Source organism: Enterobacter sp. BNK-29, assembly GCF_048684785.1.
Taxonomy (GTDB): Bacteria; Pseudomonadota; Gammaproteobacteria; order Enterobacterales; family Enterobacteriaceae; genus Enterobacter; species Enterobacter cloacae_M.
Window position 1 is genome coordinate 71,321 of record NZ_JBLQTU010000004.1, and the last position, 20,635, is coordinate 91,955.

Annotated in this window: 22 protein-coding genes; 8 read left to right on the forward strand and 14 right to left on the reverse strand. The window is 56.4% G+C overall.

Annotated elements, in window-relative coordinates; translation table 11 throughout:
- Positions 1–17 precede the first annotated feature (17 nt).
- On the forward strand, positions 18–380 hold the full coding sequence (gene mdtJ, locus ACMGGX_RS19975) for a multidrug/spermidine efflux SMR transporter subunit MdtJ (protein WP_023311502.1): 363 nt from the start codon (positions 18–20) through the stop codon (positions 378–380).
- Positions 367–696: a multidrug/spermidine efflux SMR transporter subunit MdtI gene (mdtI, locus tag ACMGGX_RS19980; RefSeq protein WP_024909144.1), complete on the forward strand. Its 330-nt coding sequence runs from the start codon at positions 367–369 to the stop codon at positions 694–696. The genes mdtJ and mdtI overlap by 14 nt, the downstream gene beginning before the upstream one ends.
- A gap of 38 nt (positions 697–734) precedes the next feature.
- Here mdtI and ACMGGX_RS19985 read toward each other — a convergent pair whose 3' ends face one another.
- From ACMGGX_RS19985 to ACMGGX_RS20005, 5 genes are all read right to left on the reverse strand, one after another.
- On the reverse strand, positions 735–1,556 hold the full coding sequence (locus ACMGGX_RS19985) for a serine protease (RefSeq protein WP_325760028.1): 822 nt from the start codon (positions 1,554–1,556) through the stop codon (positions 735–737).
- 280 nt (positions 1,557–1,836) lie between these two features.
- Positions 1,837–2,301 (reverse strand): acid resistance repetitive basic protein Asr, encoded by a 465-nt coding sequence (gene asr, locus ACMGGX_RS19990; protein ID WP_420298832.1) that lies wholly within the window; start codon positions 2,299–2,301, stop codon positions 1,837–1,839.
- A gap of 174 nt (positions 2,302–2,475) precedes the next feature.
- Positions 2,476–3,000, reverse strand: coding sequence for a thioredoxin fold domain-containing protein (locus tag ACMGGX_RS19995; RefSeq protein WP_223534205.1), 525 nt, complete (start codon positions 2,998–3,000; stop codon positions 2,476–2,478).
- Positions 3,001–3,171: 171 nt separating this feature from the next.
- Positions 3,172–4,656, reverse strand: coding sequence for a carboxypeptidase M32 (locus ACMGGX_RS20000; protein ID WP_048980475.1), 1,485 nt, complete (start codon positions 4,654–4,656; stop codon positions 3,172–3,174).
- Between the two features lie 74 nt (positions 4,657–4,730).
- Entirely contained in the window at positions 4,731–5,984 is a 1,254-nt protein-coding gene (locus ACMGGX_RS20005) for an MFS transporter (RefSeq protein WP_420298833.1), read from the reverse strand.
- Between the two features lie 121 nt (positions 5,985–6,105).
- Between ACMGGX_RS20005 and ACMGGX_RS20010 the strand changes: the two genes are divergently transcribed.
- The 3 genes from ACMGGX_RS20010 (at position 6,106) to bioD (ending at position 9,179) form a co-directional block, all read left to right on the forward strand.
- Complete coding sequence (locus ACMGGX_RS20010; protein WP_029739365.1) at positions 6,106–7,038, forward strand: LysR family transcriptional regulator; 933 nt, start codon at positions 6,106–6,108, stop codon at positions 7,036–7,038.
- Positions 7,039–7,132: 94 nt separating this feature from the next.
- Positions 7,133–8,353 (forward strand): sugar metabolism global transcriptional regulator Mlc, encoded by a 1,221-nt coding sequence (gene mlc, locus ACMGGX_RS20015; protein ID WP_181595000.1) that lies wholly within the window; start codon positions 7,133–7,135, stop codon positions 8,351–8,353.
- Between the two features lie 130 nt (positions 8,354–8,483).
- Positions 8,484–9,179 (forward strand): dethiobiotin synthase, encoded by a 696-nt coding sequence (bioD, locus tag ACMGGX_RS20020; RefSeq protein WP_023311511.1) that lies wholly within the window; start codon positions 8,484–8,486, stop codon positions 9,177–9,179.
- On the opposite strand, the gene clcB is transcribed toward bioD, so the two are convergent.
- The 9 genes from clcB to ACMGGX_RS20065 all read right to left on the reverse strand — a co-directional run bounded on the left by clcB (position 9,114) and on the right by ACMGGX_RS20065 (position 18,196).
- Positions 9,114–10,424 (reverse strand): voltage-gated ClC-type chloride channel ClcB, encoded by a 1,311-nt coding sequence (gene clcB / locus ACMGGX_RS20025; RefSeq protein WP_420298834.1) that lies wholly within the window; start codon positions 10,422–10,424, stop codon positions 9,114–9,116. The genes bioD and clcB overlap by 66 nt on opposite strands.
- 102 nt (positions 10,425–10,526) lie before the next feature.
- Positions 10,527–11,675: an osmoprotectant ABC transporter ATP-binding protein OsmV gene (osmV, locus tag ACMGGX_RS20030; RefSeq protein ID WP_126794196.1), complete on the reverse strand. Its 1,149-nt coding sequence runs from the start codon at positions 11,673–11,675 to the stop codon at positions 10,527–10,529.
- Positions 11,675–12,322, reverse strand: a complete 648-nt coding sequence (gene osmW, locus ACMGGX_RS20035) for an osmoprotectant ABC transporter permease OsmW (RefSeq protein ID WP_348561029.1) — start codon at positions 12,320–12,322, stop codon at positions 11,675–11,677. The genes osmV and osmW overlap by 1 nt, the downstream gene beginning before the upstream one ends.
- An 8-nt stretch (positions 12,323–12,330) precedes the next feature.
- Entirely contained in the window at positions 12,331–13,230 is a 900-nt protein-coding gene (gene osmX / locus ACMGGX_RS20040) for an osmoprotectant ABC transporter substrate-binding protein OsmX (RefSeq protein WP_223534192.1), read from the reverse strand.
- 18 nt (positions 13,231–13,248) lie between these two features.
- The gene (gene osmY, locus ACMGGX_RS20045; RefSeq protein ID WP_420298835.1) at positions 13,249–13,959 is read right to left on the reverse strand and encodes an osmoprotectant ABC transporter permease OsmY; all 711 of its coding nucleotides are present in this window, start codon (positions 13,957–13,959) and stop codon (positions 13,249–13,251) included.
- Between the two features lie 276 nt (positions 13,960–14,235).
- Positions 14,236–14,973: a YoaK family protein gene (locus tag ACMGGX_RS20050; RefSeq protein ID WP_063440249.1), complete on the reverse strand. Its 738-nt coding sequence runs from the start codon at positions 14,971–14,973 to the stop codon at positions 14,236–14,238.
- 154 nt (positions 14,974–15,127) lie between these two features.
- A complete protein-coding gene (locus ACMGGX_RS20055) occupies positions 15,128–15,751 on the reverse strand; it encodes a glutathione S-transferase family protein (protein ID WP_420298836.1) in 624 nt (207 codons plus the stop codon).
- A gap of 72 nt (positions 15,752–15,823) precedes the next feature.
- Positions 15,824–17,020 carry an MFS transporter gene (locus ACMGGX_RS20060; RefSeq protein WP_420298837.1) on the reverse strand — a complete coding sequence of 399 codons (1,197 nt, stop codon included), beginning with the start codon at positions 17,018–17,020 and terminating at the stop codon, positions 15,824–15,826.
- 48 nt (positions 17,021–17,068) lie between these two features.
- On the reverse strand, positions 17,069–18,196 hold the full coding sequence (locus ACMGGX_RS20065) for an alpha/beta hydrolase (RefSeq protein ID WP_420298838.1): 1,128 nt from the start codon (positions 18,194–18,196) through the stop codon (positions 17,069–17,071).
- 114 nt (positions 18,197–18,310) lie between these two features.
- Here ACMGGX_RS20065 and ACMGGX_RS20070 point away from each other — a divergent pair, with 114 nt between their 5' ends.
- From ACMGGX_RS20070 to ACMGGX_RS20080, 3 genes are all read left to right on the forward strand, one after another.
- Positions 18,311–19,195, forward strand: a complete 885-nt coding sequence (locus ACMGGX_RS20070) for a LysR family transcriptional regulator (protein WP_223537870.1) — start codon at positions 18,311–18,313, stop codon at positions 19,193–19,195.
- A 170-nt stretch (positions 19,196–19,365) separates the two neighbouring features.
- Positions 19,366–19,995 (forward strand): hypothetical protein, encoded by a 630-nt coding sequence (locus tag ACMGGX_RS20075; RefSeq protein WP_348585484.1) that lies wholly within the window; start codon positions 19,366–19,368, stop codon positions 19,993–19,995.
- A gap of 14 nt (positions 19,996–20,009) precedes the next feature.
- A complete protein-coding gene (locus ACMGGX_RS20080; protein WP_420298839.1) occupies positions 20,010–20,621 on the forward strand; it encodes a LuxR C-terminal-related transcriptional regulator in 612 nt (203 codons plus the stop codon).
- Positions 20,622–20,635: the final 14 nt, after the last annotated feature.

Below are 20,635 nucleotides of genomic sequence, written 5' to 3' on the forward strand. Positions count from 1 at the left end.
TCAAGCAGGAGAAAAACATGTTTTACTGGATCCTATTAGCGCTGGCTATCGTCGCTGAAATTACCGGCACGCTGTCTATGAAATGGGCAAGCGTCAGCGATGGCAACACCGGTTTTATTTTGATGCTGGTGATGATTTCGCTTTCTTATATTTTCCTCTCGTTTGCGGTGAAAAAAATTGCGCTTGGCGTCGCGTATGCACTGTGGGAAGGGATCGGTATTTTGTTGATTACGCTGTTCAGCGTGCTGATATTTGACGAAACATTAACAACAATGAAGGTCGCCGGATTAACGACGCTGGTCGCGGGTATTGTGCTGATTAAATCCGGTACCCGTAAACCTGGCAAACAGCAGAAGGAGCAGAACCATGCAACAGTTTGAGTGGGTTCATGCGGCCTGGCTGGGGCTCGCCATCGTGCTGGAGATCCTGGCGAACGTTCTGCTGAAATTCTCGGATGGTTTTCGCCGTAAACTGTACGGCCTGATGTCGATTGCCGCGGTTCTGGGGGCGTTCAGCGCACTGTCCCAGGCGGTAAAAGGGATCGATCTGTCGGTGGCCTATGCGCTGTGGGGCGGTTTTGGTATCGCCGCCACGCTGGCCGCAGGCTGGGTGCTCTTCGGCCAGCGTTTAAACAACAAGGGCTGGATGGGGCTCATCTTGCTGCTTGCCGGCATGATCATGATAAAACTCGCCTGATAACGTTGCGATCCTTAGTTTCAGGCCTCCGCGCTGGCTTACTGTGTAGCCAGCGCTTCCAGCTGGTCGCGGAAACCGGTAACGGACAAGGCGCGGTTGTCGGCGCGCCACCGGTCTTTTGCCGCCGGGGCAGAGCTCTGGACACCAATCAACTGCCAGCCCTTGTCGGTTTTCAGCATCAGCGGTGAACCACTGTCACCCGGCAACGTATCGCACTGATGCGAGAGTACGCTGGTTTGCGCCCAGCCCGTCACAATACAGTCGGTGTGCGTATAAAGCGTATCCAGATGATCGACAGGATAGCCTGACTGCGTCACCTTTCGGTCGGCGGCTTTCAGCGCGGCGGTGAGGGCGGCCTTGTCGCCGTCAAATAACGGCAGCGGCGTAATGCCCGAAGGCGGGTAGCGTAAAATGATCAGGCCAAAATCCCACGAGGCGGCCGCCGGTGGGACTATCCAGCCGTCGCCATCCGGCTTCAGGCGTTTGCCGAGAGACGGATCAACCCTTCCCTCAATGCCGTGGATTTCATAGCGCCAGGCCCCTTTTTGCGACACAAACCGCAAGGCAACCGCTTTATCCGGCTTGCCGTTTGGCGGCGTTAACAGGCAGTGGCCTGCCGTCAGGGCAAGCTGCGGGGTGATCAGCGTCGCAGTACATAAGTTACCGCTGGCGGTTTCCAATTGACCTATAGCATCCCAGGGGGCCTGGGTGGGATCGGCGACGCGCGTACGATCGTCATGACCGAAAAAAAGCGTCTTTAGCTCTTTCGCGCTAATGGTGTCATCACCGCCATCATCCGCATGTGAGAATCCAGAAAAAAGACCAAACGTTCCCAGTAACAACACAACAGATTTACGCATATCACACTCTGGTGGGGGTAATTATGATTATTAAAAGTGAACCCTATGAAAATACTATAGACGGGACAGCGCTAAAGTGGGAGTAAAATCAGCGTGCTACAATCAGGAAAGATAAAAATGGCTGGCGATGAGCGCGCATAAAATAAGCAGGATCAGAATCAGCTCAAACCGATAGCGTCGCAGCATACGCCCTCCGGAAATAAAAAAACGGCGCGGAACCTGTTCCGGTTCAGCGCCGGTTTACCAACGTGCCCCGAAGGGCACGGTTAAGCTTGTACTCTTACGCAGCTGGCTGTGCAGCTGGTTTAGCAGCTTCGTGTTTTACTGCTTTTTTGTGATGCTTTTTAGCAGCCTGAGCTTTCTGTTCTACAGCTGGTTTGGTTGCTTTTTTGTGGTGCTTTTTAGCGGCCTGCGCTTTCTGTTCTGCAGCCGGTTTGGTTGCTTTTTTGTGGTGCTTTTTAGCAGCCTGCGCTTTCTGCTCTACAGCTGGTTTTGCGGCTTTTTTGTGGTGCTTTTTGGCAGCCTGAGCTTTCTGCTCGGTTGGTGCTGCGGTTGCTGGTGCAGCGGCTTCTTTTTTCGCTGCAGCTTTGTGATGTTTCTTATGGTGAACCGCTTTTGCTGGCGCAGCGGTGGTGGTTGCAGCAGGCGCGGCAGCCGGTGCAGCAGTTGCGGTAGTGTCAGCAGCAAATGCAGCAGAAGACAGACCCATAGCAGCGGCAACAACCAGAGCTAATACTTTATTCATTCTCATACCCTCGAATTTGGTTTTTCATTTAACCCCACTGCGGGGCCGTTGAAATAACTATATCCCTGTAAATTCGAGGTTTCCGTGAGTGATTGGTATCGGCGTGTAACGGAATGTACAGAGGGGAGGAAAGTGTACGAACAGGCCAAACGCCGCTGCTCGTACGGGCCTCTGTTATTTGTTCAGTGTGGCCAGAATAGCCGCCGGAGACTGACTGCCTATAATCGTCCGTGATTCAGGCTCGATCACCACCATTACCGGGGTGATGCTAATGCCCAAACGTTCTGCCAGGGCAGATTGCTGCGCGATCAGATCGGAGCAGGCTGTGGTGGTGTCGTTATCCGGTAAAAATCCCGCCATGGCTTGTTGCAGGCTTTTGACCTTATCGGTTGAACACCAGACGCGCCCCATATCTTCAATTACCGAGTCGCGAATGGCGTTGGGCGCAACGGTCAGAAACGACATCGTCAAACCGGCATCCGTATATTGCTTAACGTTTTTCACTACGTTGCTGCAGTAAATGCACTGATTATCAATAAACACCAGCAGCTTATATTTTTCTGCAGGAGCCTGAAACGTGATGGGCTGGAGGTCTGCAAGAGAGCGGGTAATATCGTTGAACGCGTCTTGCGGGGTATTATCCGTGGCTGCGAAAGTACTTAAACTGGTCGCACACAGAATGGCTAACATCGTTTTCATTATGCCTTTCATCATTCATCCCTTTATTTTTTTAATCCTGACCTGATGGCAGTCTAATTGTGTCGGAAGGACACGCATTCATACACCCGACGCAATCATGACAACATGTGCTAAATCATATTCTTATTGAATAGGGTGAGAAGAGTGCCGGAGCAGGCTCCGGCAGAGGAATTAAAGATAACGGGAGGTCAGATGTTCGCGGAAGTAACGGATATTCAGATCTTCGCCCGTCGCCTGGGTGATTAATTGCGACGTGCTGAAGCGGCTGCCGTGCTGCCAGATGTTCTGACGCAGCCACTCAAAGAGTGCGGAAAAATCGCCTTCAGCGATGGAGGCCTGCAGACCCGGCAGTGCGGTTCTGGCGGCATGGAACAGCTGCGCGGCGTACATGGCGCCAAGCGTGTATGACGGGAAGTAACCAAAACCGCCGTCGGTCCAGTGGATATCCTGCATACAGCCGTTGCGGTAGTTGTCTTTGGTGGATAATCCGAGCCAGGCCTGCATTTTCTCATCCCACAGGGCGGGAATATCGTCCACCTCTATCTCGCCGTTGATCAGCGCGCGCTCAATCTCATAGCGCAGCACCACGTGTGCCGGGTAGCTCACTTCGTCCGCATCTACGCGGATATAGCCAGGTTTCACGCGCTGGTTCCAGGCAATAAAGTTCTCTTCGCTAAACGCCGCCTGGCTGCCAAAGCGGGCGTGTACCGCAGGGAGAAGATGCCTGAGGAAGGCTTCACTGCGTCCCAGCTGCATTTCAAAGAACAGGCTCTGTGACTCATGGATCGCGGTTGAGCGCGCCAGGGCAATCGGCTGTCCTGCCCACGCGCGCGGCAGGTTTTGTTCGTAGCGGGCGTGTCCGGTTTCGTGGATCACGCCAAACAGCGCGCTGAGCAGCTCATCTTCGTCATAGCGCGTGGTGATGCGCACGTCCTCCGGGACGCCGCCGCAGAACGGGTGCGCGCTCACGTCCAGGCGACCGCCGTTAAAATCGAAGCCGAGCATCTTCATGGCTTCCAGGCCCAGCTCACGCTGTGTGGCCGTCGGGAAGGGGCCTTGCGGAGGAATAAACGACCGTTGAGCCTGTTTTTCGACCACGTTTGCCAGCAGGTCCGGGAGCCAGGACTTCATATCGCCGAACAGAACGTCCAGACGCGCGCTGGTCATGTCGGGTTCAAAAATGTCCAGCAGCGCGTCGTACGGCGTACAGCCTTTGGCTTCGGCCCGCAGGCGAGCCTCTTCGCGGCTGAGTTTGACCACCTCTTTCAGGTTGGCGGAAAAACCCTGCCAGTCGTTGGCGGGGCGCTGAGTACGCCAGGCGTGTTCACACTTGCTGCCTGCCAGGGATTTCGCTTCCACCAGCGATTCCGGCAGCAGGGTAGCCTGCTGGTAGTGGCGCGTCATTTCGCGCAGATTGGCCTGTTCGACATCATTCAGATCTTCACCTGCCGCCGCCGCTAACAGGTCGCCGACTTTTTTATCGGTCAGGATCTGGTGTTGCAGGACGCTCATCTCCGCCAGCGCCTCACCGCGCGCGGCGCTGCCGCCCGGCGGCATCATGGTGAACATGTCCCAGCTGGCGATGGAGGAGAGGTGAGAGAAGCGGGAGAGACGCTGGAAGGTGCGGGTGAGTTGTTGGTAGTTATTGTTTTTCATGAAGTCCTCGTGTCTGAATCAGCCGATGACAAAAATTAGCATCGGCTTGATTTAAACACGAAGGCGCTGGAATGTTAATGCAGACGTTTATGCAAACTGGTGCCCACCAGCAGCGCCGCGCACAGCATCAGCGCGATAAACCCGCCCACGCCGTTCCAGCCGTAGTTATGCCAGAACACGCCGCCGAGGGTCCCGGCGATGCTGGAACCCAGGTAATAGCTAAACAGATACAGCGACGATGCCTGTCCTTTGGCGCGACGCGCGCGCGGGCCAATCCAGCTGCTGGCGACCGAGTGGGCGGCGAAGAACCCGGCGGAGAAGAGCAGCATCCCGGCAAAGATGAACCACAGCGAGGATAATAGCGTCAGCAGCAGGCCGAGTAACATCACGCCCGTGAATACCAGCAGTACCGGCCCGCGTCCATAGCGTGCGGTCATCGCCCCGGCTTTCGGCGAGCTCCAGGTGCCGGTGAGATAGGCCACAGAAAGCAAACCGACAACGGCCTGATTCAGATGCCACGGGGAGAGCATCAGGCGGTAGCCAATATAGTTAAACAGCGTGACGAAGGCGCCCATCAGCAGGAATCCCATCAGAAACAGGCGCGGCAAACCTTTGTCGCGCCAGTGCAGGCGGAAGTTGATAAACAGCGTTTTCGGGCGCAGCGATGTCGGGCGGAAATGGCGCGATTCTGGCAGGATTTTCCAGAACATCAGGGCTGATGCCAGCGCAAAACATCCGATTACCGCTAGCGCAATACGCCAGTTAAAGAAGTCCGTAAACACCCCGCTCAGCAGGCGGCCGCTCATTCCGCCAATCGAGTTCCCGCTGATGTAAAGCCCCATAGAGAAAGCAACAAAGCTCGGGTGGATCTCCTCGCTGAGGTAGGTCATCCCGACCGCCGCCACGCCGCTGAGCGAGAGCCCAATCAGCGCGCGCATCACCAGAATACCGTGCCAGCTGGTCATCATGGTCGAGAGTAACGTACAGACCGACGCCAGCATCAGCGCGGTCACCATCACCTGTTTACGGCCAATGGCGTCGGACAGCGGCCCGGTAAAGAGCAGCCCAATCGCCAGCATGCCGGTAGAAATAGAGAGTGAAACGCTGCTGCTGGCAGGCGATACGCCAAACTCATGAGAGAGAACGGGCAGGATCGGCTGAACGCAATAGAGCAGGGCGAAAGTGGCCAGACCGGCGGAAAAGAGCGCCAGCGTGACGCGCATAAATTGGGGGGTACCACGTTTAATGAACTGGACCGGCTGCGGTGCTGCGGGTAAATCATCGATATCTCTTGCCGGATCGATATCAATAGTCGTTGTACGGCTCACACTGTTTCCTTGCTTAAACATCCCCGTGATTTCTGGTGACGGGTATGACCACATGTTCAGGGTAGGAAAATGTAAATATTCTGTCTAATATATTAATAATCTCAAATGATACTTTAAAAATATGAATATCGAGCTGCGTCATCTTCGCTACTTTGTCGCCGTCGCCGAGGAGCTGCATTTTGGCCGCGCGGCGGCACGGCTGAATATCTCTCAGCCACCGTTAAGCCAGCAGATTCAGATCCTGGAACAGCAGGTCGGGGCGCGCCTTCTGGCCCGCACCAACCGCAGCGTGAGCCTGACGGCGGCGGGTAAGCAGTTCCTGATCGACAGCCGACAAATTCTGAGCATGGTCGATGACGCCGCCGCCCGTGCAGAACGGCTCTATCTCGGAGAAGCCGGAGAGTTACGAATCGGGTTTACCTCTTCCGCGCCTTTTATCAGCGCCGTCTCGGAGACACTTTCGTCATTCCGTCGCCACTTTCCGGATGTTCACATTCAGACGCGCGAAATCAACACCCGCGAGCAGATTGCGCCGCTGAATGAGGGTTCGCTGGATCTGGGGCTGATGCGTAACACCCAGCTGCCGGACACGCTGGCGTGGGAGGTGATCCTGCGCGAGCCGCTGATGGCGATGATCCCGCACGATCACCCGCTGGCGTCGCGTCCGGCCGTTTCGCTGGCAGAGCTGGCAAAAGAGCCGTTTGTCTTTTTTGACCCGCAGGTCGGGACGGGCCTGTATGACGATATCCTGGGGCTGATGCGTCGCTACGATCTTGCCCCGGTCATCACCCAGGAGGTAGGGGAAGCGATGACCATTATCGGCCTGGTCGCGGCCGGTCTTGGCGTGTCTATTCTTCCGGCTTCCTTTAAACGGGTGCAGCTGCGCGAAATGCGCTGGGTGACCATTGCCGAAGAGGATGCCGTTTCCGAAATGTGGCTGGTGTGGTCAAAACACCGTGAACAGAGCCATGCCGCACAGCGCTTCAAACAGCAGCTAATTAGCGCCTCTGCCGGGCGGCATTTTCACGGAAAAGAGGGTAAAAATGTGCGGTAAATCACATGGCTAAGTAAATATTTGACGACGGCCATGGAAGTGCTTCACCATAGCAAACAGTTTATTTCGAAGCTCGAAAATAAGGGAGTACGAGGTGGTTGCTGATAGTCAGCCAGGGCATATCGATCAGATTAAGCAGACCAACGCTGGCGCGGTGTATCGCCTGATTGATCAGCTTGGTCCGGTTTCGCGTATCGATCTTTCGCGCCTGGCACAACTGGCACCTGCCAGTATCACCAAGATTGTCCGCGAGATGCTGGAAGCGCACCTGGTTCAGGAGACGGAAATTCAGGAGCCGGGCAGCCGTGGCCGTCCGGCAGTCGGGCTGGTGGTTGAAACGGAAGCGTGGCACTACCTGTCACTGCGCATCAGCCGGGGGGAGATCTTCCTTGCGCTGCGCGACCTGAGCAGCAAGCTGGTGGTGGAAGACCGGCTTGAACTACCGCTCAACGCGGAGGAACCGCTCCTCGACGCGATTGTCTCGCATATCGATCACTTCTTTATCCGCCATCAGCAGCGGCTTGAACGCTTAACGGCGATTGCCATCACCATGCCGGGAATTATTGATACCGAAAATGGTATTGTTCACCGCATGCCGTTTTACGAAGATGTTAAAGAGATGCCGCTGGGTGAGGTGCTGAAAAATCATACCGGCGTGCCGGTCTATATTCAGCATGACATCAGCGCCTGGACGATGGCGGAGGCGCTGTTTGGCGCGTCGCGCGGCGCGCGGGATGTGATTCAGGTGGTCATCGACCATAACGTTGGGGCGGGGGTGATTACCGACGGACGTCTTCTCCACGCCGGAAGCAGTAGTCTGGTGGAAATTGGCCACACCCAGGTCGACCCGTACGGCAAGCGCTGCTACTGCGGGAACCACGGCTGTCTGGAGACCATTGCCAGCATGGAAAGCGTGCTGGAGCTGGCGCAGGTTCGGCTTAGCCAGTCCATGAGCTCCTCGCTGCACGGACAACCCTTAACGGTGGATTCCCTCTGCGCCGCCGCGCGCCAGGGCGATCTGCTGGCGAAGGACATTATTACCGGCGTGGGGAATAACGTTGGCCGCATTCTGGCCATTATGGTGAATCTCTTCAATCCGCAAAAAATCCTCATCGGCTCACCGCTGAGCCAGGCGGCGGAGATCCTCTTCCCGGCAATCTCGGCCTGTATACATCAGCAGTCGCTTCCCGCCTACAGCAAAAATATTGCGGTAGAAAGCACACAATTTTCCAACCAGGGAACCATGGCCGGCGCGGCGCTGGTCAAAGATGCCATGTATAACGGCTCGCTGTTGATCCGCCTGTTGCAGGGTTAACTCTTTTCCGCAGATGTAAGAAAAATTGCGCTATCTCAAGCCGGGTAGCGCACGCATCCCGTAGACTTCCTCCACTGAATTATTTACCTGGTTTATATTTTCGAAGCATACCCAAGAGGTGGAGTGAGTCATGCTTAAGCGTTTCTTTGTTACTGGTACAGATACCTCTGTCGGCAAGACCGTCGTATCCCGCGCATTGCTGCAGGCGCTGGCAGCAAGCGGTAAACGCGTGGCAGGGTACAAACCGGTCGCAAAAGGCAGTAAAGAGACGCCAGAGGGATTGCGTAATAAAGACGCCCTGGTGCTGCAAAGCGTCTCGTCACTGGAACTGCCTTATCACGCGGTCAATCCCATTGCGTTAAGCGAAGAGGAGAGCAGCGTAGCGCACAGCGGCCTGATTAATTATCCCCTGTTGTCCGACGGTCTGGCGAACCTGAGCGAGAAGGTTGACCACGTGGTGGTGGAAGGGACGGGCGGCTGGCGCAGCCTGATGAATGATTTGCGCCCGCTGTCCGAATGGGTCGTGCAGGAACAGCTTCCGGTGGTGATGGTGGTGGGTATCCAGGAAGGGTGCATCAACCACGCGCTGCTGACGGCCCAGGCGATCGCCAATGACGGCCTGCCGCTGATTGGCTGGGTAGCAAACCGCATCAACCCGGGCCTGGCGCACTACGCGGAGATCATCGACGTACTGAGCAAAAAGCTGCCCGGACCGCTGGTGGGGGAACTGCCTTATCTGCCCCGCGCCGAGCAGCGCGAGCTAGCGCAGTACATCGATCTCTCTGCCCTCGGTGGCGTGTTGACCGTAGATCGAGTCGTGGCGTAACGTCCGCGACAGCACGGACGCCACCACGCAGGCGACCAGCAGGCCGGGCAGTAAAAAATACTGCCCGGTCATTTCACAGACCATCAACGCCGACATAATGGGCGCATGCGTGGTCGCGGCAAGTAGCGTTGCCATCCCCGTCAGCCCCAGCAGAATCGCCGTCTCAGAGCCCGGTAGCCACAGCGCGAACAGCTGCGCAAACAGCATCCCCGTTGCCATCCCGACAAACAGCGTAGGTGTAAACACCCCTCCGGGCGCGCCCGATCCGCTGCTCGCCAGTACCGCCAGCAGTTTACAGACAAACACCCCGGCAATGACCGTCAGCAGCGGTGGGGCGAGCAGAAAAGCCTGAACCACGCTGTAGCCATTCCCCCACACCTTCGGCGTCAGGAGAGACAGCAGCCCGACGATCGCACCGCCCAGCGCCAGCTGCCACGGCGGCGAAAGCTTGAGGCGCAGGAAAAGCCCGTGGCTGAAGTCCATCAGCCACATCAGCAGCGGTCCGCAAAGGCCCGCCACCAGCCCCATCGCGACGAGAAGAGCATAATCTGCCGCGGTGAGGAGGCCGCTCAGATGGACCGCGTAGAGCGTACCCGCGCCCGGTGCCAGGAGCTGCGTCGTGAGAAGCGCCATCACCGCCGCAATCACTACGGGGCCGAGCGAGGCCAGCATCAGCGTGCCAAACAGAATTTCCGCGATGAACAGGCTTCCGGCTAAGGGCGCGTGATAGGCGCTGGCCATCCCGGCGGCGGCACCGCAGGCTATCCATAATTTCCATTCGGATTTGGGCGTAAAGCGCCGGGCGAAAAGGGAGGCGGCGAGGGCGGCAAGCAGGATCATCGCCCCTTCACGCCCGATGGCGCTTCCGCTGGCCACGACCAGCAGCGAGGCAAGGGATTTCACAAGGCTTGCGCCGTAGTCAAACTGGCCGTCTCCGGTCTCCAGCGCTTCCATGTAATCGGTGGGGGCATGAGGCCGCTGCGCGGTCAGACGCTGCCATCCCCAGAGCAGCAGACCGGCAGCCAGCCCGCCCAGCGCTGGCGTCAATGCGCGCCGCCAGGGCGAGAGCGACGCGGCGGCATTCACCAGGCTGCCGCTGTCGTTGCTCAGAAGCAGCCACTCCAGCAGGTACATGCTGTGGCGGAATACCGCAACGGCGAGCGCGGCCAGCACGCCGGTGACGGTGGCAATCAGCAGTCGGCGAAACATCGCGCGGATGTCAGGGTAGGTATGAAGACGTAGCATGGGTCGCGATTGAACGGGGACGATACGATATTGTGGCGGGAAATCGCAGGGTTAGCAAAAGGTCTGCGTGCGAAAAGGCCGGGCGATGCCCGGCCAGAAAGGTTAGCTGTCGCTATGAATATTCAGCGCCCGGCGCGTGCGTCCGGAGCTCAGGTACTCGGCAATATAGTCCTGCGAAATCTCGCCGTTGTAACGACCGTCCTCATCCACGATCGGCATCCAGCTGGTATTACTCTCATACAGACGTGAAAGCACCACGCGCAGGTTGTCTTCCGCTTTGCCGGTCATGCGGAACGGATGCAGGATGTCGGCGCAGGTACCGCTCGCGTTACGCGCTTCGCGACGCTTCACAAAGCCCAGCGGTTTACCGTGCTCGTCGACCACCGTAACGGCACGAATGTCGTTATCATCCATGGTCGCAAAGGCTTCGGGAAGCGGAGTAGAGCCTCGCACCGTAATGGTCGGCTGCTGGTCAGTCACGTCGCCCGCCGATACCAGCAGCAGGCGCTTCAGCGTCCGGTCCTGACCGACAAACGAGCCGACAAACTCATTCGCCGGTTTCGCCAGCAGTTCGTCCGGGCTGGCGCACTGCACGATTTTCCCCTGGCGGAACACCGCAATACGGTCGCCGAGCTTCAGGGCTTCGTCGATATCGTGGCTGACCAGCATGACGGTTTTTTTCAGCTTGCGCTGCATCTCCAGGAACTGGTTCTGGATCACCTCGCGGTTGATCGGGTCCACCGCGCCAAAGGGTTCATCCATCAGCAGTACCGGAGGATCCGCCGCCAGGGCGCGGATCACGCCAATACGCTGCTGCTGGCCCCCGGACATCTCGCGCGGGTAGCGGTTGAGGAACTTATGCGGATCCATCGCCACCATATCCATCAGCTCTTCGGCGCGGGTTTTACAGCGCGCTTTATCCCAGCCCAGCATGCGCGGCACGACGGTGATGTTCTCTTCGATGGTCATGTTCGGGAACAGGCCAATCTGCTGGATGACGTAGCCGATGTTGCGGCGCAGGGTGACGGTGTCCATCCCGCTGGTGTCTTCGCCGTTGATCAGGATTGTCCCGCTGCTTGGGGTAATGAGGCGGTTAATCATCTTCAGGGTGGTGGTCTTCCCGCAGCCGGACGGGCCGAGCAGGACGCACATTTCCCCTTCGGGTACGGTCAGGTTAACGTTGTCGACGGCCTTAAAGGTCTGGCCGTGCTTCTGTGAAAATTGTTTGGTGAGGTTTTCCAGTTTTATCATTATCGAATCCCCTTTGGAGTCAGAACCACCTGCAGACGATGCAGCAGCCAGTCGAGCACAATCGCTAAAAGACAAATCATCAGCGCGCCCGCAATCAACATGCGAATATCGCTTCCGCCGATGCCGTTGAGCAGCAGCAGGCCCAGACCACCCGCGCCGATCACGGCGGCAATCGCCATCACGCCGATATTCATCACCACGGCGGTGCGGATCCCGCCGAAAATCACCGGCAGCGCCATCGGGATCTCGACCCAGCGCAGCCGCTGCCAGAAGGTCATGCCGATGCCGCGTCCGGCTTCGCGCAGGCCCGGCGGCAGGCTGTCGAGCGCTGTATGGGTGTTACGCACAATCGGCAGCAGCGAGTAGAGAAACACCGCCGTAATCGCGGGCAGGGCGCCAATTCCCTGACCGATCAGCGAAAACAGCGGGATCATCAGCCCAAACAGGGCGATGGACGGAATGGTCAGCACGATGGTGGCTATCCCCAGCACCGGCGTTGCCAGCCACCTGTAGCGGACAATCAGAATGCCCAGCGGTACGCCGATGATGATGGCTAAACCTACGGCCAGCGCCACCAGCCACAGGTGCTGAAGGGTGAGGGTTAAGAGGTAATCCCGGTTGTCCAGAATGTAGTGAATCGTCTCCATAGCGCCTCCTACAGCAGCTGTTTGCTACGCAGGAAATCGCGGGCGACCTGCTGCGGTGACTGATGGTCGATATCCACCTTCTTGTTCAGCTCGGTGATAACGTCGTTGTTGAGCTGCGCTGAGAGGGTGTTGAGCGCCTCTTCCAGGCCGGGGTTGGCCTCCAGCGTGTCCTTACGCACCACCGGCGTCACCGCGTAGCTCGGGAAGAAGCCTTTATCATCTTCCAGCACCTTGAGGTCGAAGCCTTTCACGCGCCCGTCGGTGGTGTAAATCAGACCGGCGTCAACGAAGCCGTCGCGCACCGCGTTATAGACCAGACCGGGGTCCATCTGTCGGATTTGCGGGCGGTCCAGATCCATCCTGTAGGCCGCCTGAAGCGGCTTCATGCCGTCGCTGCGTCCGGCAAATTCCAGGTCCAGGCCAAGCAGCCAGTTTTTGTCCGGGTTGGTTTTACGGATCTGCTCAATCTTCGCCACCATCTCCGACATGGTGTTGATGTGTTCCGCCTCGGCGCGCTTGCGCTGCATGGCGAAAGCGTAGGTGTTGTTCATGTCGGCGGGCTTGAGCCACACCAGACCGTGCTTCGCGTCCAGGCGTTTCACCGTCTCATAAGACTCCTGCGGCGACATGCGCTTGTTGATGTGGTTAAAGATGATCAGCGACGTGCCGGTGTACTCCCAGGTCATATCAATCTGCTTGTTGATCATCGCGTTGCGGGAGATCACCGTGGCAATGTTGGTTTGCGGCTGGACCTGGAAACCTTTTTTCTGCAGGTACTGCACGGTCATCGCCGAGAGTATATGCTGCTCGGTAAAGCTCTTGGTCGCCAGAATCAGCGGGGCCGCCATCGCCTGGCTGGTGAACAGCGCCGCGGCACACAGCGCCGTCAGGCCGGAGAACAGTCTCATAAAAGCTCCTTGTTATTGTTATCGAGCGAGATGGGGACTCATCGCGCGACCCAGCGCCGCCAGCAGGGTATCGAGGATCAGGGCGAACAGGGCGGTGGCCGCCGCGCCGAGGATCAGGGTCGGGAAATCGTTCAGGTAGATACCGGGGAAAATCAGCTCGCCGTAGCTGCTGGCGCCAATCAGGAACGCCAGCGGTGCGGTACCGACGTTAATGGCGGTGGCGATGCGGATCCCCGAGAGCATGACCGGGCAGGCGGCTGGCAGCTCAACCTGACGCAGACGCTGCCATTTGGTCATCCCGATGCCGTTTGCCGCTTCCAGCAGTGACGGCGGGACCGAGCACAGCCCGGCGTAGGTGTTACGCACGATCGGCAGCAGCGAGGCGAGGAACAGGGCGATGATGGCGGGCGTATCGCCGATGCCAATCACCACCATCGCCAGCGCCAGAACGGCCAGCGGTGGGAGCGTGTTGCCGACGTTGAAGATTTGCATCACATATTCGGCGATACCCCGCGCGGCCGGGCGGCTCAGCAGAATACCGGCTGGAATACCCACCAGCAGGGCAAAAAACATCGATGAGAAAACCAGAATCATGTGCTGTTGCCCGAGATAAACCAGGTCAACCTGGCGCGCCTTAATTGTCTCCATCCCGATACCCCAGACGAGGAGGGCGAGGACCACGATAATGGCGCCGACAAACAGCAGCGAACGTTTGAGTAATGGGTGCATTGCGGTGTGTCTCCCTGTGCGCATGCGTTATAGCAACCACCGGTTGCCTGTTGTTATGCCATGTTTCGGCAGGGGTATTTCACCTATAGCAAGCGTTTGGGAAGGGTTCCAGCGAAGGGGGAAAATCAGTAACCCTATGAAAACAGGGACAACCTCGGTTTAAGCCTTATGGCGTAAGGGCTGATTGAGGGGAAGGCAGAATAGTCTTAAAGCGAATTTTTATATGTGACAGTGTCACATCTAAAGGGCTCATACGCCGAATATCGGACATTCACTTCAGAGAGAGGCACGAACCCGTCGAACCCGCGTCGAGACGGTGATAATTGAAACGATAGCGACCACGGCGAGCATCAACCCGAGCGCCAGCATGGCGTTAAACCCGATCCATCTGAACAGCAGCAGCCCCGCGATACCGCCCGTAATGAAGGAGAAAAGGGTGGTTAAGTGGGTTTTAAGCTGACTTTTTTGCGCCGCCGTATCTTTGGAGTAATCCCTGCGCAGCATCGCCACCAGTACGGAGGCCAGGGATATCCCCGCGTCCGTCAGCGTGCCGGTAATGTGCGTCGATCTCACCCGTCCGCCGGAAAGCTGCGTGGAGGTGGAGTTATGAATACCCATTAGTCCGCACAGAAAAAGAATAATCACGCGGTTGCTGGTGAGGGCGTGAAAATACATCTCATAGAAGGAGACGCCGGTCAGCAATATTCCCTCGACAAACAGGATCTGGCAAAAAATCAGCCTGACGTTATGGATAATGCCCCATATCACGATCGTGCGCGCAATAATGGCGCCTGCGACAAAGGAGAGAATAATCGAGCCGAAGAAAATGATATCGCTGAGATCGGTGGAGGAGACTTCGCTGGATAACTGTGAGGTGTTGCCGGTCATGTGTGAGGGGAAAAAACCAAATGCCCCGAGGGCGATGGCATTCAGCAAACCTGCCGAGGTCGCCAGCCAGAGAGCAAGCCGGCGATCCTCCTTATGCGTTCGTTCTTTCTTGAGTCTAATCAGCAAGAATACCTCCAGGTTGAGCTTTGCCTGAATAGTCAGGCTAGCAAAGCGGTGCAACGGGCTGTCCAGGATATGGCTTAATTATTATTCCCTCTGGCGACTTTCAGGGTTAAGTAATTAAATAAAATATCCTTGCTCAACATGGGGCGTGAATACTTCACATCATGCCGTTATTGCCGTGACGCAAAAACGCCGGGCGCTGGTTAAGACGTTCAAACCAGGCCTCAATCGCCGGCACGTCGGGCTTATCAAACGGCGTCATCTTCCAGCGATTCACCGACAGCCCAAGCACCACGTCCGCAAGGGTAAACGTCTCGCCTGCCGCAAAGGCGCCGGTGCGAAGCAGCTGGTTTTCCAGAATGGTGATGCAGTGGTTCCACTCTTTTATTCCCGCCGCAATGCGTTCAGGGTCGTTAAAGTCCGGGTTTTTACGCCCCAGCGCCGGGAAGGCATAGCGCCAGGCGTTGTTAAATTCGGTTGCCTGCCAGTCCATCCAGCGCTCGACGTTGGCGCAGGCTTGGGGTTCTGCGGGCAGCAGGTCGTGACGCCCGGCCTTGCGCGCCAGGTAACGGCAGATGGCGTTGGACTCCCACAGCACGAAATCGTCATCGATCAGCACCGGCACCATGGCGTTGGGGTTCAGCGCGCGGAAGGCATCCGTTTCCGTTGACGCAAAACCGCTGCCGTAATCTTCCTGTTGATACGCAAGGCCCGCCTCTTCGCAGGTCCAGAGCACTTTCCGCACGTTGATGGAGGTGGTTTTGCCGAGGATGTTAATCATGTCGCCGCTTCTCTTCAGAGTGATGAATCGTTTAAAAACAATACACCAGCGGTTGAGAAAAGCGTCAACAAATTATCCTGCGAGTGATTTGTGAAGACGCGAAAGCAGAAGCGTCAACACAACCGCGCCCAGGAGCAATATGCCGCTCATTGCAAACGTGCTCTGCCAGCCGCTATGGTCGAATACTATGCCACCGGCCGTTGAACCCAGCGCAATTGAAAGCTGGATTACGGCGACCATTAATCCGCCGCCGGCTTCAGCATCTTCCGGCAGCGTTCGTGCAATCCATGTCCACCATCCCGTTGGCGCCGCCGTTGCCAGCATCCCCCAGAAGCCTAACAGCAGGGCAACGATCCACACGCTGTGGCCGGTCAGTATCAACACGCCTGCAATAACGGCCATCAGCAGGGGAATGGCGATTAACGTCAGGTAAAACGCGGCGTTCAGGGCCAGAGCAACGAGCAGTGTGCCAACAAAGCCCGCGACGCCGATGGTGAGTAAAATCAGCGATAAGCCGGAGGGGGTGACGCATGTGACGGTTTCGAGAAACGGCCGCACGTAGGTAAACAGCGCAAACTGTCCCATAAAGAACAGGCCACAGGCCAGCAGACCGATGGAAACCACCGGCTGGCGGAATAGCCGAAAGGCGGATGCGCGTGACGCCGTATTTTTATTGTCGTTCATATCGGGCAGGCTAAAACGTTGCCAGAGGAACGCCACTATCGCCACGGGAACCAGGCACAGGAAGGCGCCGCGCCAGCCAATGGTGGCGCCGAGATAGCTTCCGAGCGGGGCGGCGACTACCGTCGCCAGCGCGTTCCCCCCGTTGAATATCGCCAGCGCGCGAGATACCTGATGCTGTGGAACAAGGCGAATGGCCGTGGCGGCAGACATGGACCAGAACCCGCCGATGGCGATACCGATCAGCGCGCGGCCTGTCATATAAACCAGATAACTTGGGGCGAAAGCGATAATCATCCCCGAGAGCGCCATCAGGAGCGTCATGCCCAGCAGAAGGTGTTTGCGGTTCATATTCCCGGCAAGCCGGGAAAGGAAGAGGCTGGTCAGAACCGCCAGCGCGCCGGAAATCGCGATCCCCTGGCCAGCGAGCCCCTCCGTAACGCCCAAATCTCTGGCAAGGGGCGTGAGCAGGCTGACGGGCATAAATTCCGAGGCAATCAGGACAAATACGCACAGGGTCATGGCAAAAATACCGCCCCAGTGCGCGCGTTCCTCATTCTGTGAGGAGGCAGGATTCAGAGTGGACATAGTCATCTTTCACAAAGCGCCGCCCGCGAAAACGGGCGGCGGAGAGGTTTATTTCAGGCTGGTTTTGAAGAACTGTTCAAACTGGACGAACGGGATTTTCCCGGCAACGTTGTCGTAGAGATCGACATGGTTTGCGCCCGGGACAATCACCAGTTGCTTCTGCTTGCTGCCGACCGCTTTAAACGCATCTTCAGCAAAGTAGCGGGAGTGTGCCTTTTCGCCGGTTACGATAAGCGTCGGGATAGTAATTTCCCCGGCGTAGCTCAGCAGCGGCATATTCATAAAGGATAACGGCGTGGTTGCGGTCCACGCGCCGGTGGAGTTGACGGAGCGCGCGTGGAAGCCGCGCGGCATGCGGTAGTACTCATAGAACTCTTTCAGCACCGGGTGCGGGTCTGCTGGTAATGCCTCTGGCAGAATACGTTCAGCCGCCGTCACCTTGCCGTTCTCATCGACATAAATGTCATGGCCGCCGTGCGCGAAGGTTCCGTTCTCAGCATCTTTCCAGCGCTGTTCGTTCAGATACTGCAGAACGGCACGGCGGTCAGACGTTGAGTAGCGATCTTTCCCGTCGCCCACGCCGTGACCCATCGCCCGGCTCATGTCGTACATCACGCTGGTGGCGACCGCTTTCACGCGGGTGTCCATGGAGGCCGCATTCAGCGCCATACCGCCCCAGCCGCAGATGCCGAGAATACCAATGCGGTTACGATCAACCTCTTTCTGCAATCCCAGGAAATCCACCGCCGCGCTAAAGTCTTCAGTGTTGATATCCGGAGAGGCGACGTTGCGCGGCTGGCCGCCGCTTTCGCCCGTATAGGACGGATCGAACGCCAGGGTCACAAACCCATTTTCCGCCAGGGTCTGCGCATACAGACCGCTGGACTGCTCTTTGACCGCGCCAAACGGCCCGCTGACCGCAATCGCCGCCAGCTTGCGGTCGCCGTGGTTTTTAGGAAGATACAGATCGCCCACCAGGGTGATCCCGTACCGGTTCTGGAAGGACACCTTGCGGTGATCGACTTTGTCACTTTCGGCGAAGGTTTTATCCCATGTGCTCACCATCGAAACAGGCGCGTTTGGGTTGGTGGTTTCTGCATAGCTCATTGTTGTCACTCCACTTAATGATGCACATAGCAGCATCGCAACAGACAGTTTTTGGGCGAATGTTTTCATGAATATGGACCCTGGGTTGTTGTGTTGCGGTCATTATAGTTAGCAGAAATAGTGCTGATTAGAGGCCGAAAGCTGCTAGGATTCATATCATATTGTTATAGATTGGTGAGCATGATGGCGAAACGGGAAAACTATAATGAGCTTTACCTGTTCATGCAGGTGGTACGGGAGGGGAGCTTCACGGCGGCTGCGCAGCGGCTTGGGCTGGCGCAATCCGGGATCAGCCGCTCGGTTCGCGAGCTGGAAGAGCGGTTGGGCGTTCAGCTTTTGGTCCGCACCACGCGTAAGCTGTCGCTAACCCACGCGGGGGAACAGCTTTATCAGACAGCCGAGTCCGCGTTCGATACGCTCGATACGGGCCTGGCGACCCTGGCACACTATCGTCAGACGCCGTCCGGCACGGTACGTATTAATGCCAGCCAGCACGCTATCGACAAATGTCTGCTGCCAAAGCTCGCCATTTTTAAACAGCGTTACCCGGACATCAGGCTGGAACTGATGAATGAAAGCCGCTTCGTCGACATTATCGCCGAGCGGTTCGATGCGGGTGTCAGACTCGGGCCGGAAGTGGGGCAGGGAATGATTGCAGTGCGTATCACGCCTGATATGGAAATGGCCGCTGTGGCTGCCCCGGAACACTTCAGACGCTACGGTTTTCCGCAGACACCTGCGGATTTAGTGACGCACCCCTGCATTGCCTACCAGTTTGCCGACGGTAGTGACTATCAGTGGGAGCTGGTGCAGGACGGGAAAAAAATCACCCATAGGCCAGAGGGGCAATGGGCGCTGTCTGACAGCTATATGGAAGCCGAAGCCGCCAGGCTGGGGCTTGGGGTGGCCTATGTTCCAGTGGAGCTGGTGGCTGACGATCTGGAACGCGGAACGCTTATCCGGGTGTTGCAGCGCTTTAGCCTGCGCATGGACGGACTGTATCTCTATTATCCGCACCGTAACGTGTCGCCTGCGCTTAGAGCGGTGATTGATACGCTGAAAATTTAGGGCGGCGTTGTCTTTCTGGAATACGCCTCGCAAAATGCAAATTAAGCGCAGGAAATCCCTGGAAAATAACTTTCTGCAATTGACATCCTTTATTGGACACAAAACAACTCCTACATTACAGCCTTTTTCTCTAATATTATCTATATTCATTTATATTTATAATTGATACGATGCCTCAGCCAAAAATAACAGAAATAATACTTTACGAGCCTCGACCTCTATTTCGAAATGTGGCAAAAAACAGCATCCAGGTCGCCAACGGTTCCCTGCTGGTGATTGAACCAGATGCTCTGATAGAGGAAGTAACCCCCTTTACCGATCAAACGTCTCTATTCGCTGCAGGCCTCAGTGGCGCCGGTGAAGAAATATATGCGCTATTACGGCTAATTCAACACCTAATAATGCTGGGAAAAGAAATTATCGTCTGGGTCGCAAAACGGGATGTTCTTCTTACCAGACTGATGTACGAGCTTGGTGTACAGACGCTGCTCTGCGAGAATTACTTAGAAGAGGAACTCGCTCAGCGCATGAAATCCACCAGTTTTAGATCGGGATATTTGCCTTTACGCCCCGCGCTAATAAATAACATGAATAAAAAAAACAGGCTCACACACTCAGAGCTAAATATTCTTATCGACTGCGCCCGAGGTCTGAATGCCTATGAAATAGCCAGTCTGCGCCATATGGGATATAAAACGGTCTTCACCCATAAACAAAACATTCGGTTGCGTCTGGGGCTACAAAAGTCAGCCAGTTGGCTGGATCTGCTTAACCGCTTGGATCAGATCTGTTCAGTCTGAACATCTGGAGGACTATGTTTACTTTTACTATTTATTCTCGCGTGGTTCATCCGACTCTACTGAATGGGTTTCTATGCAGCTTAAAGGCTTTTCGTGAGCAAAATCCAGAATGGAATTATGAAATTATACGGCATGATAATGCACGTCTTACTTTGCTTGATTTCACCGCATATGACGCACTTACTGATATCACCGCCGCGGAGTACGAAGGTCTCTGCCGGCCAGGTGAAGGAACTTCGCTGGTTATGCTTTCTGCGTGTCAGGAGAAGCTCGCGCTTCAGCTAATGAAGTCATACCGGTGTTCGCTGCTTTGTGTGGATGAACGTTTGCTGGAACTGCGTGAGCTGATAAAACACAGTATGAAAAGTCAACGTTATATCAGTGCTCACTTCCTGCGACTCAAGGAGCAAAAGAATAATATAGCCGACAGTATGTTTTTTACCGATGCAGAAAGAAAAGTACTTAGTGGCCTGAAAAGCGGTAAAACCGGGATTGAATTATCACGCGAAATGTTTCGAAGTCAGAAAACGATCAGTACCCACAAACGAAAGATTATGGTAAAGCTGGGAGTAAAAAATGATCTGGAACTGCGCAAAGCGATACAGAAGCTTCAGCCGCCGCAATGATGCGGCAGCTGTTC

What these genes read in the sequence shown, in the direction of transcription:
- mdtJ (WP_023311502.1), top strand. Translation starts at nt 18, where the DNA reads ATGTTTTACTGGATCCTATTAGCGCTGGCTATCGTCGCTGAAATTACC.
- mdtI (WP_024909144.1), top strand. Translation starts at nt 367, where the DNA reads ATGCAACAGTTTGAGTGGGTTCATGCGGCCTGGCTGGGGCTCGCCATC.
- ACMGGX_RS19985 (WP_325760028.1), bottom strand. Translation starts at nt 1,556, where the DNA reads ATGCGTAAATCTGTTGTGTTGTTACTGGGAACGTTTGGTCTTTTTTCT.
- asr (WP_420298832.1), bottom strand. Translation starts at nt 2,301, where the DNA reads ATGAATAAAGTATTAGCTCTGGTTGTTGCCGCTGCTATGGGTCTGTCT.
- ACMGGX_RS19995 (WP_223534205.1), bottom strand. Translation starts at nt 3,000, where the DNA reads ATGAAAACGATGTTAGCCATTCTGTGTGCGACCAGTTTAAGTACTTTC.
- ACMGGX_RS20000 (WP_048980475.1), bottom strand. Translation starts at nt 4,656, where the DNA reads ATGAAAAACAATAACTACCAACAACTCACCCGCACCTTCCAGCGTCTC.
- ACMGGX_RS20010 (WP_029739365.1), top strand. Translation starts at nt 6,106, where the DNA reads ATGAATATCGAGCTGCGTCATCTTCGCTACTTTGTCGCCGTCGCCGAG.
- bioD (WP_023311511.1), top strand. Translation starts at nt 8,484, where the DNA reads ATGCTTAAGCGTTTCTTTGTTACTGGTACAGATACCTCTGTCGGCAAG.
- clcB (WP_420298834.1), bottom strand. Translation starts at nt 10,424, where the DNA reads ATGCTACGTCTTCATACCTACCCTGACATCCGCGCGATGTTTCGCCGA.
- osmV (WP_126794196.1), bottom strand. Translation starts at nt 11,675, where the DNA reads ATGATAAAACTGGAAAACCTCACCAAACAATTTTCACAGAAGCACGGC.
- osmW (WP_348561029.1), bottom strand. Translation starts at nt 12,322, where the DNA reads ATGGAGACGATTCACTACATTCTGGACAACCGGGATTACCTCTTAACC.
- osmX (WP_223534192.1), bottom strand. Translation starts at nt 13,230, where the DNA reads ATGAGACTGTTCTCCGGCCTGACGGCGCTGTGTGCCGCGGCGCTGTTC.
- osmY (WP_420298835.1), bottom strand. Translation starts at nt 13,959, where the DNA reads ATGCACCCATTACTCAAACGTTCGCTGCTGTTTGTCGGCGCCATTATC.
- ACMGGX_RS20055 (WP_420298836.1), bottom strand. Translation starts at nt 15,751, where the DNA reads ATGATTAACATCCTCGGCAAAACCACCTCCATCAACGTGCGGAAAGTG.
- ACMGGX_RS20060 (WP_420298837.1), bottom strand. Translation starts at nt 17,020, where the DNA reads ATGTCCACTCTGAATCCTGCCTCCTCACAGAATGAGGAACGCGCGCAC.
- ACMGGX_RS20065 (WP_420298838.1), bottom strand. Translation starts at nt 18,196, where the DNA reads ATGAAAACATTCGCCCAAAAACTGTCTGTTGCGATGCTGCTATGTGCA.
- ACMGGX_RS20070 (WP_223537870.1), top strand. Translation starts at nt 18,311, where the DNA reads ATGGCGAAACGGGAAAACTATAATGAGCTTTACCTGTTCATGCAGGTG.
- ACMGGX_RS20075 (WP_348585484.1), top strand. Translation starts at nt 19,366, where the DNA reads ATGCCTCAGCCAAAAATAACAGAAATAATACTTTACGAGCCTCGACCT.
- ACMGGX_RS20080 (WP_420298839.1), top strand. Translation starts at nt 20,010, where the DNA reads ATGTTTACTTTTACTATTTATTCTCGCGTGGTTCATCCGACTCTACTG.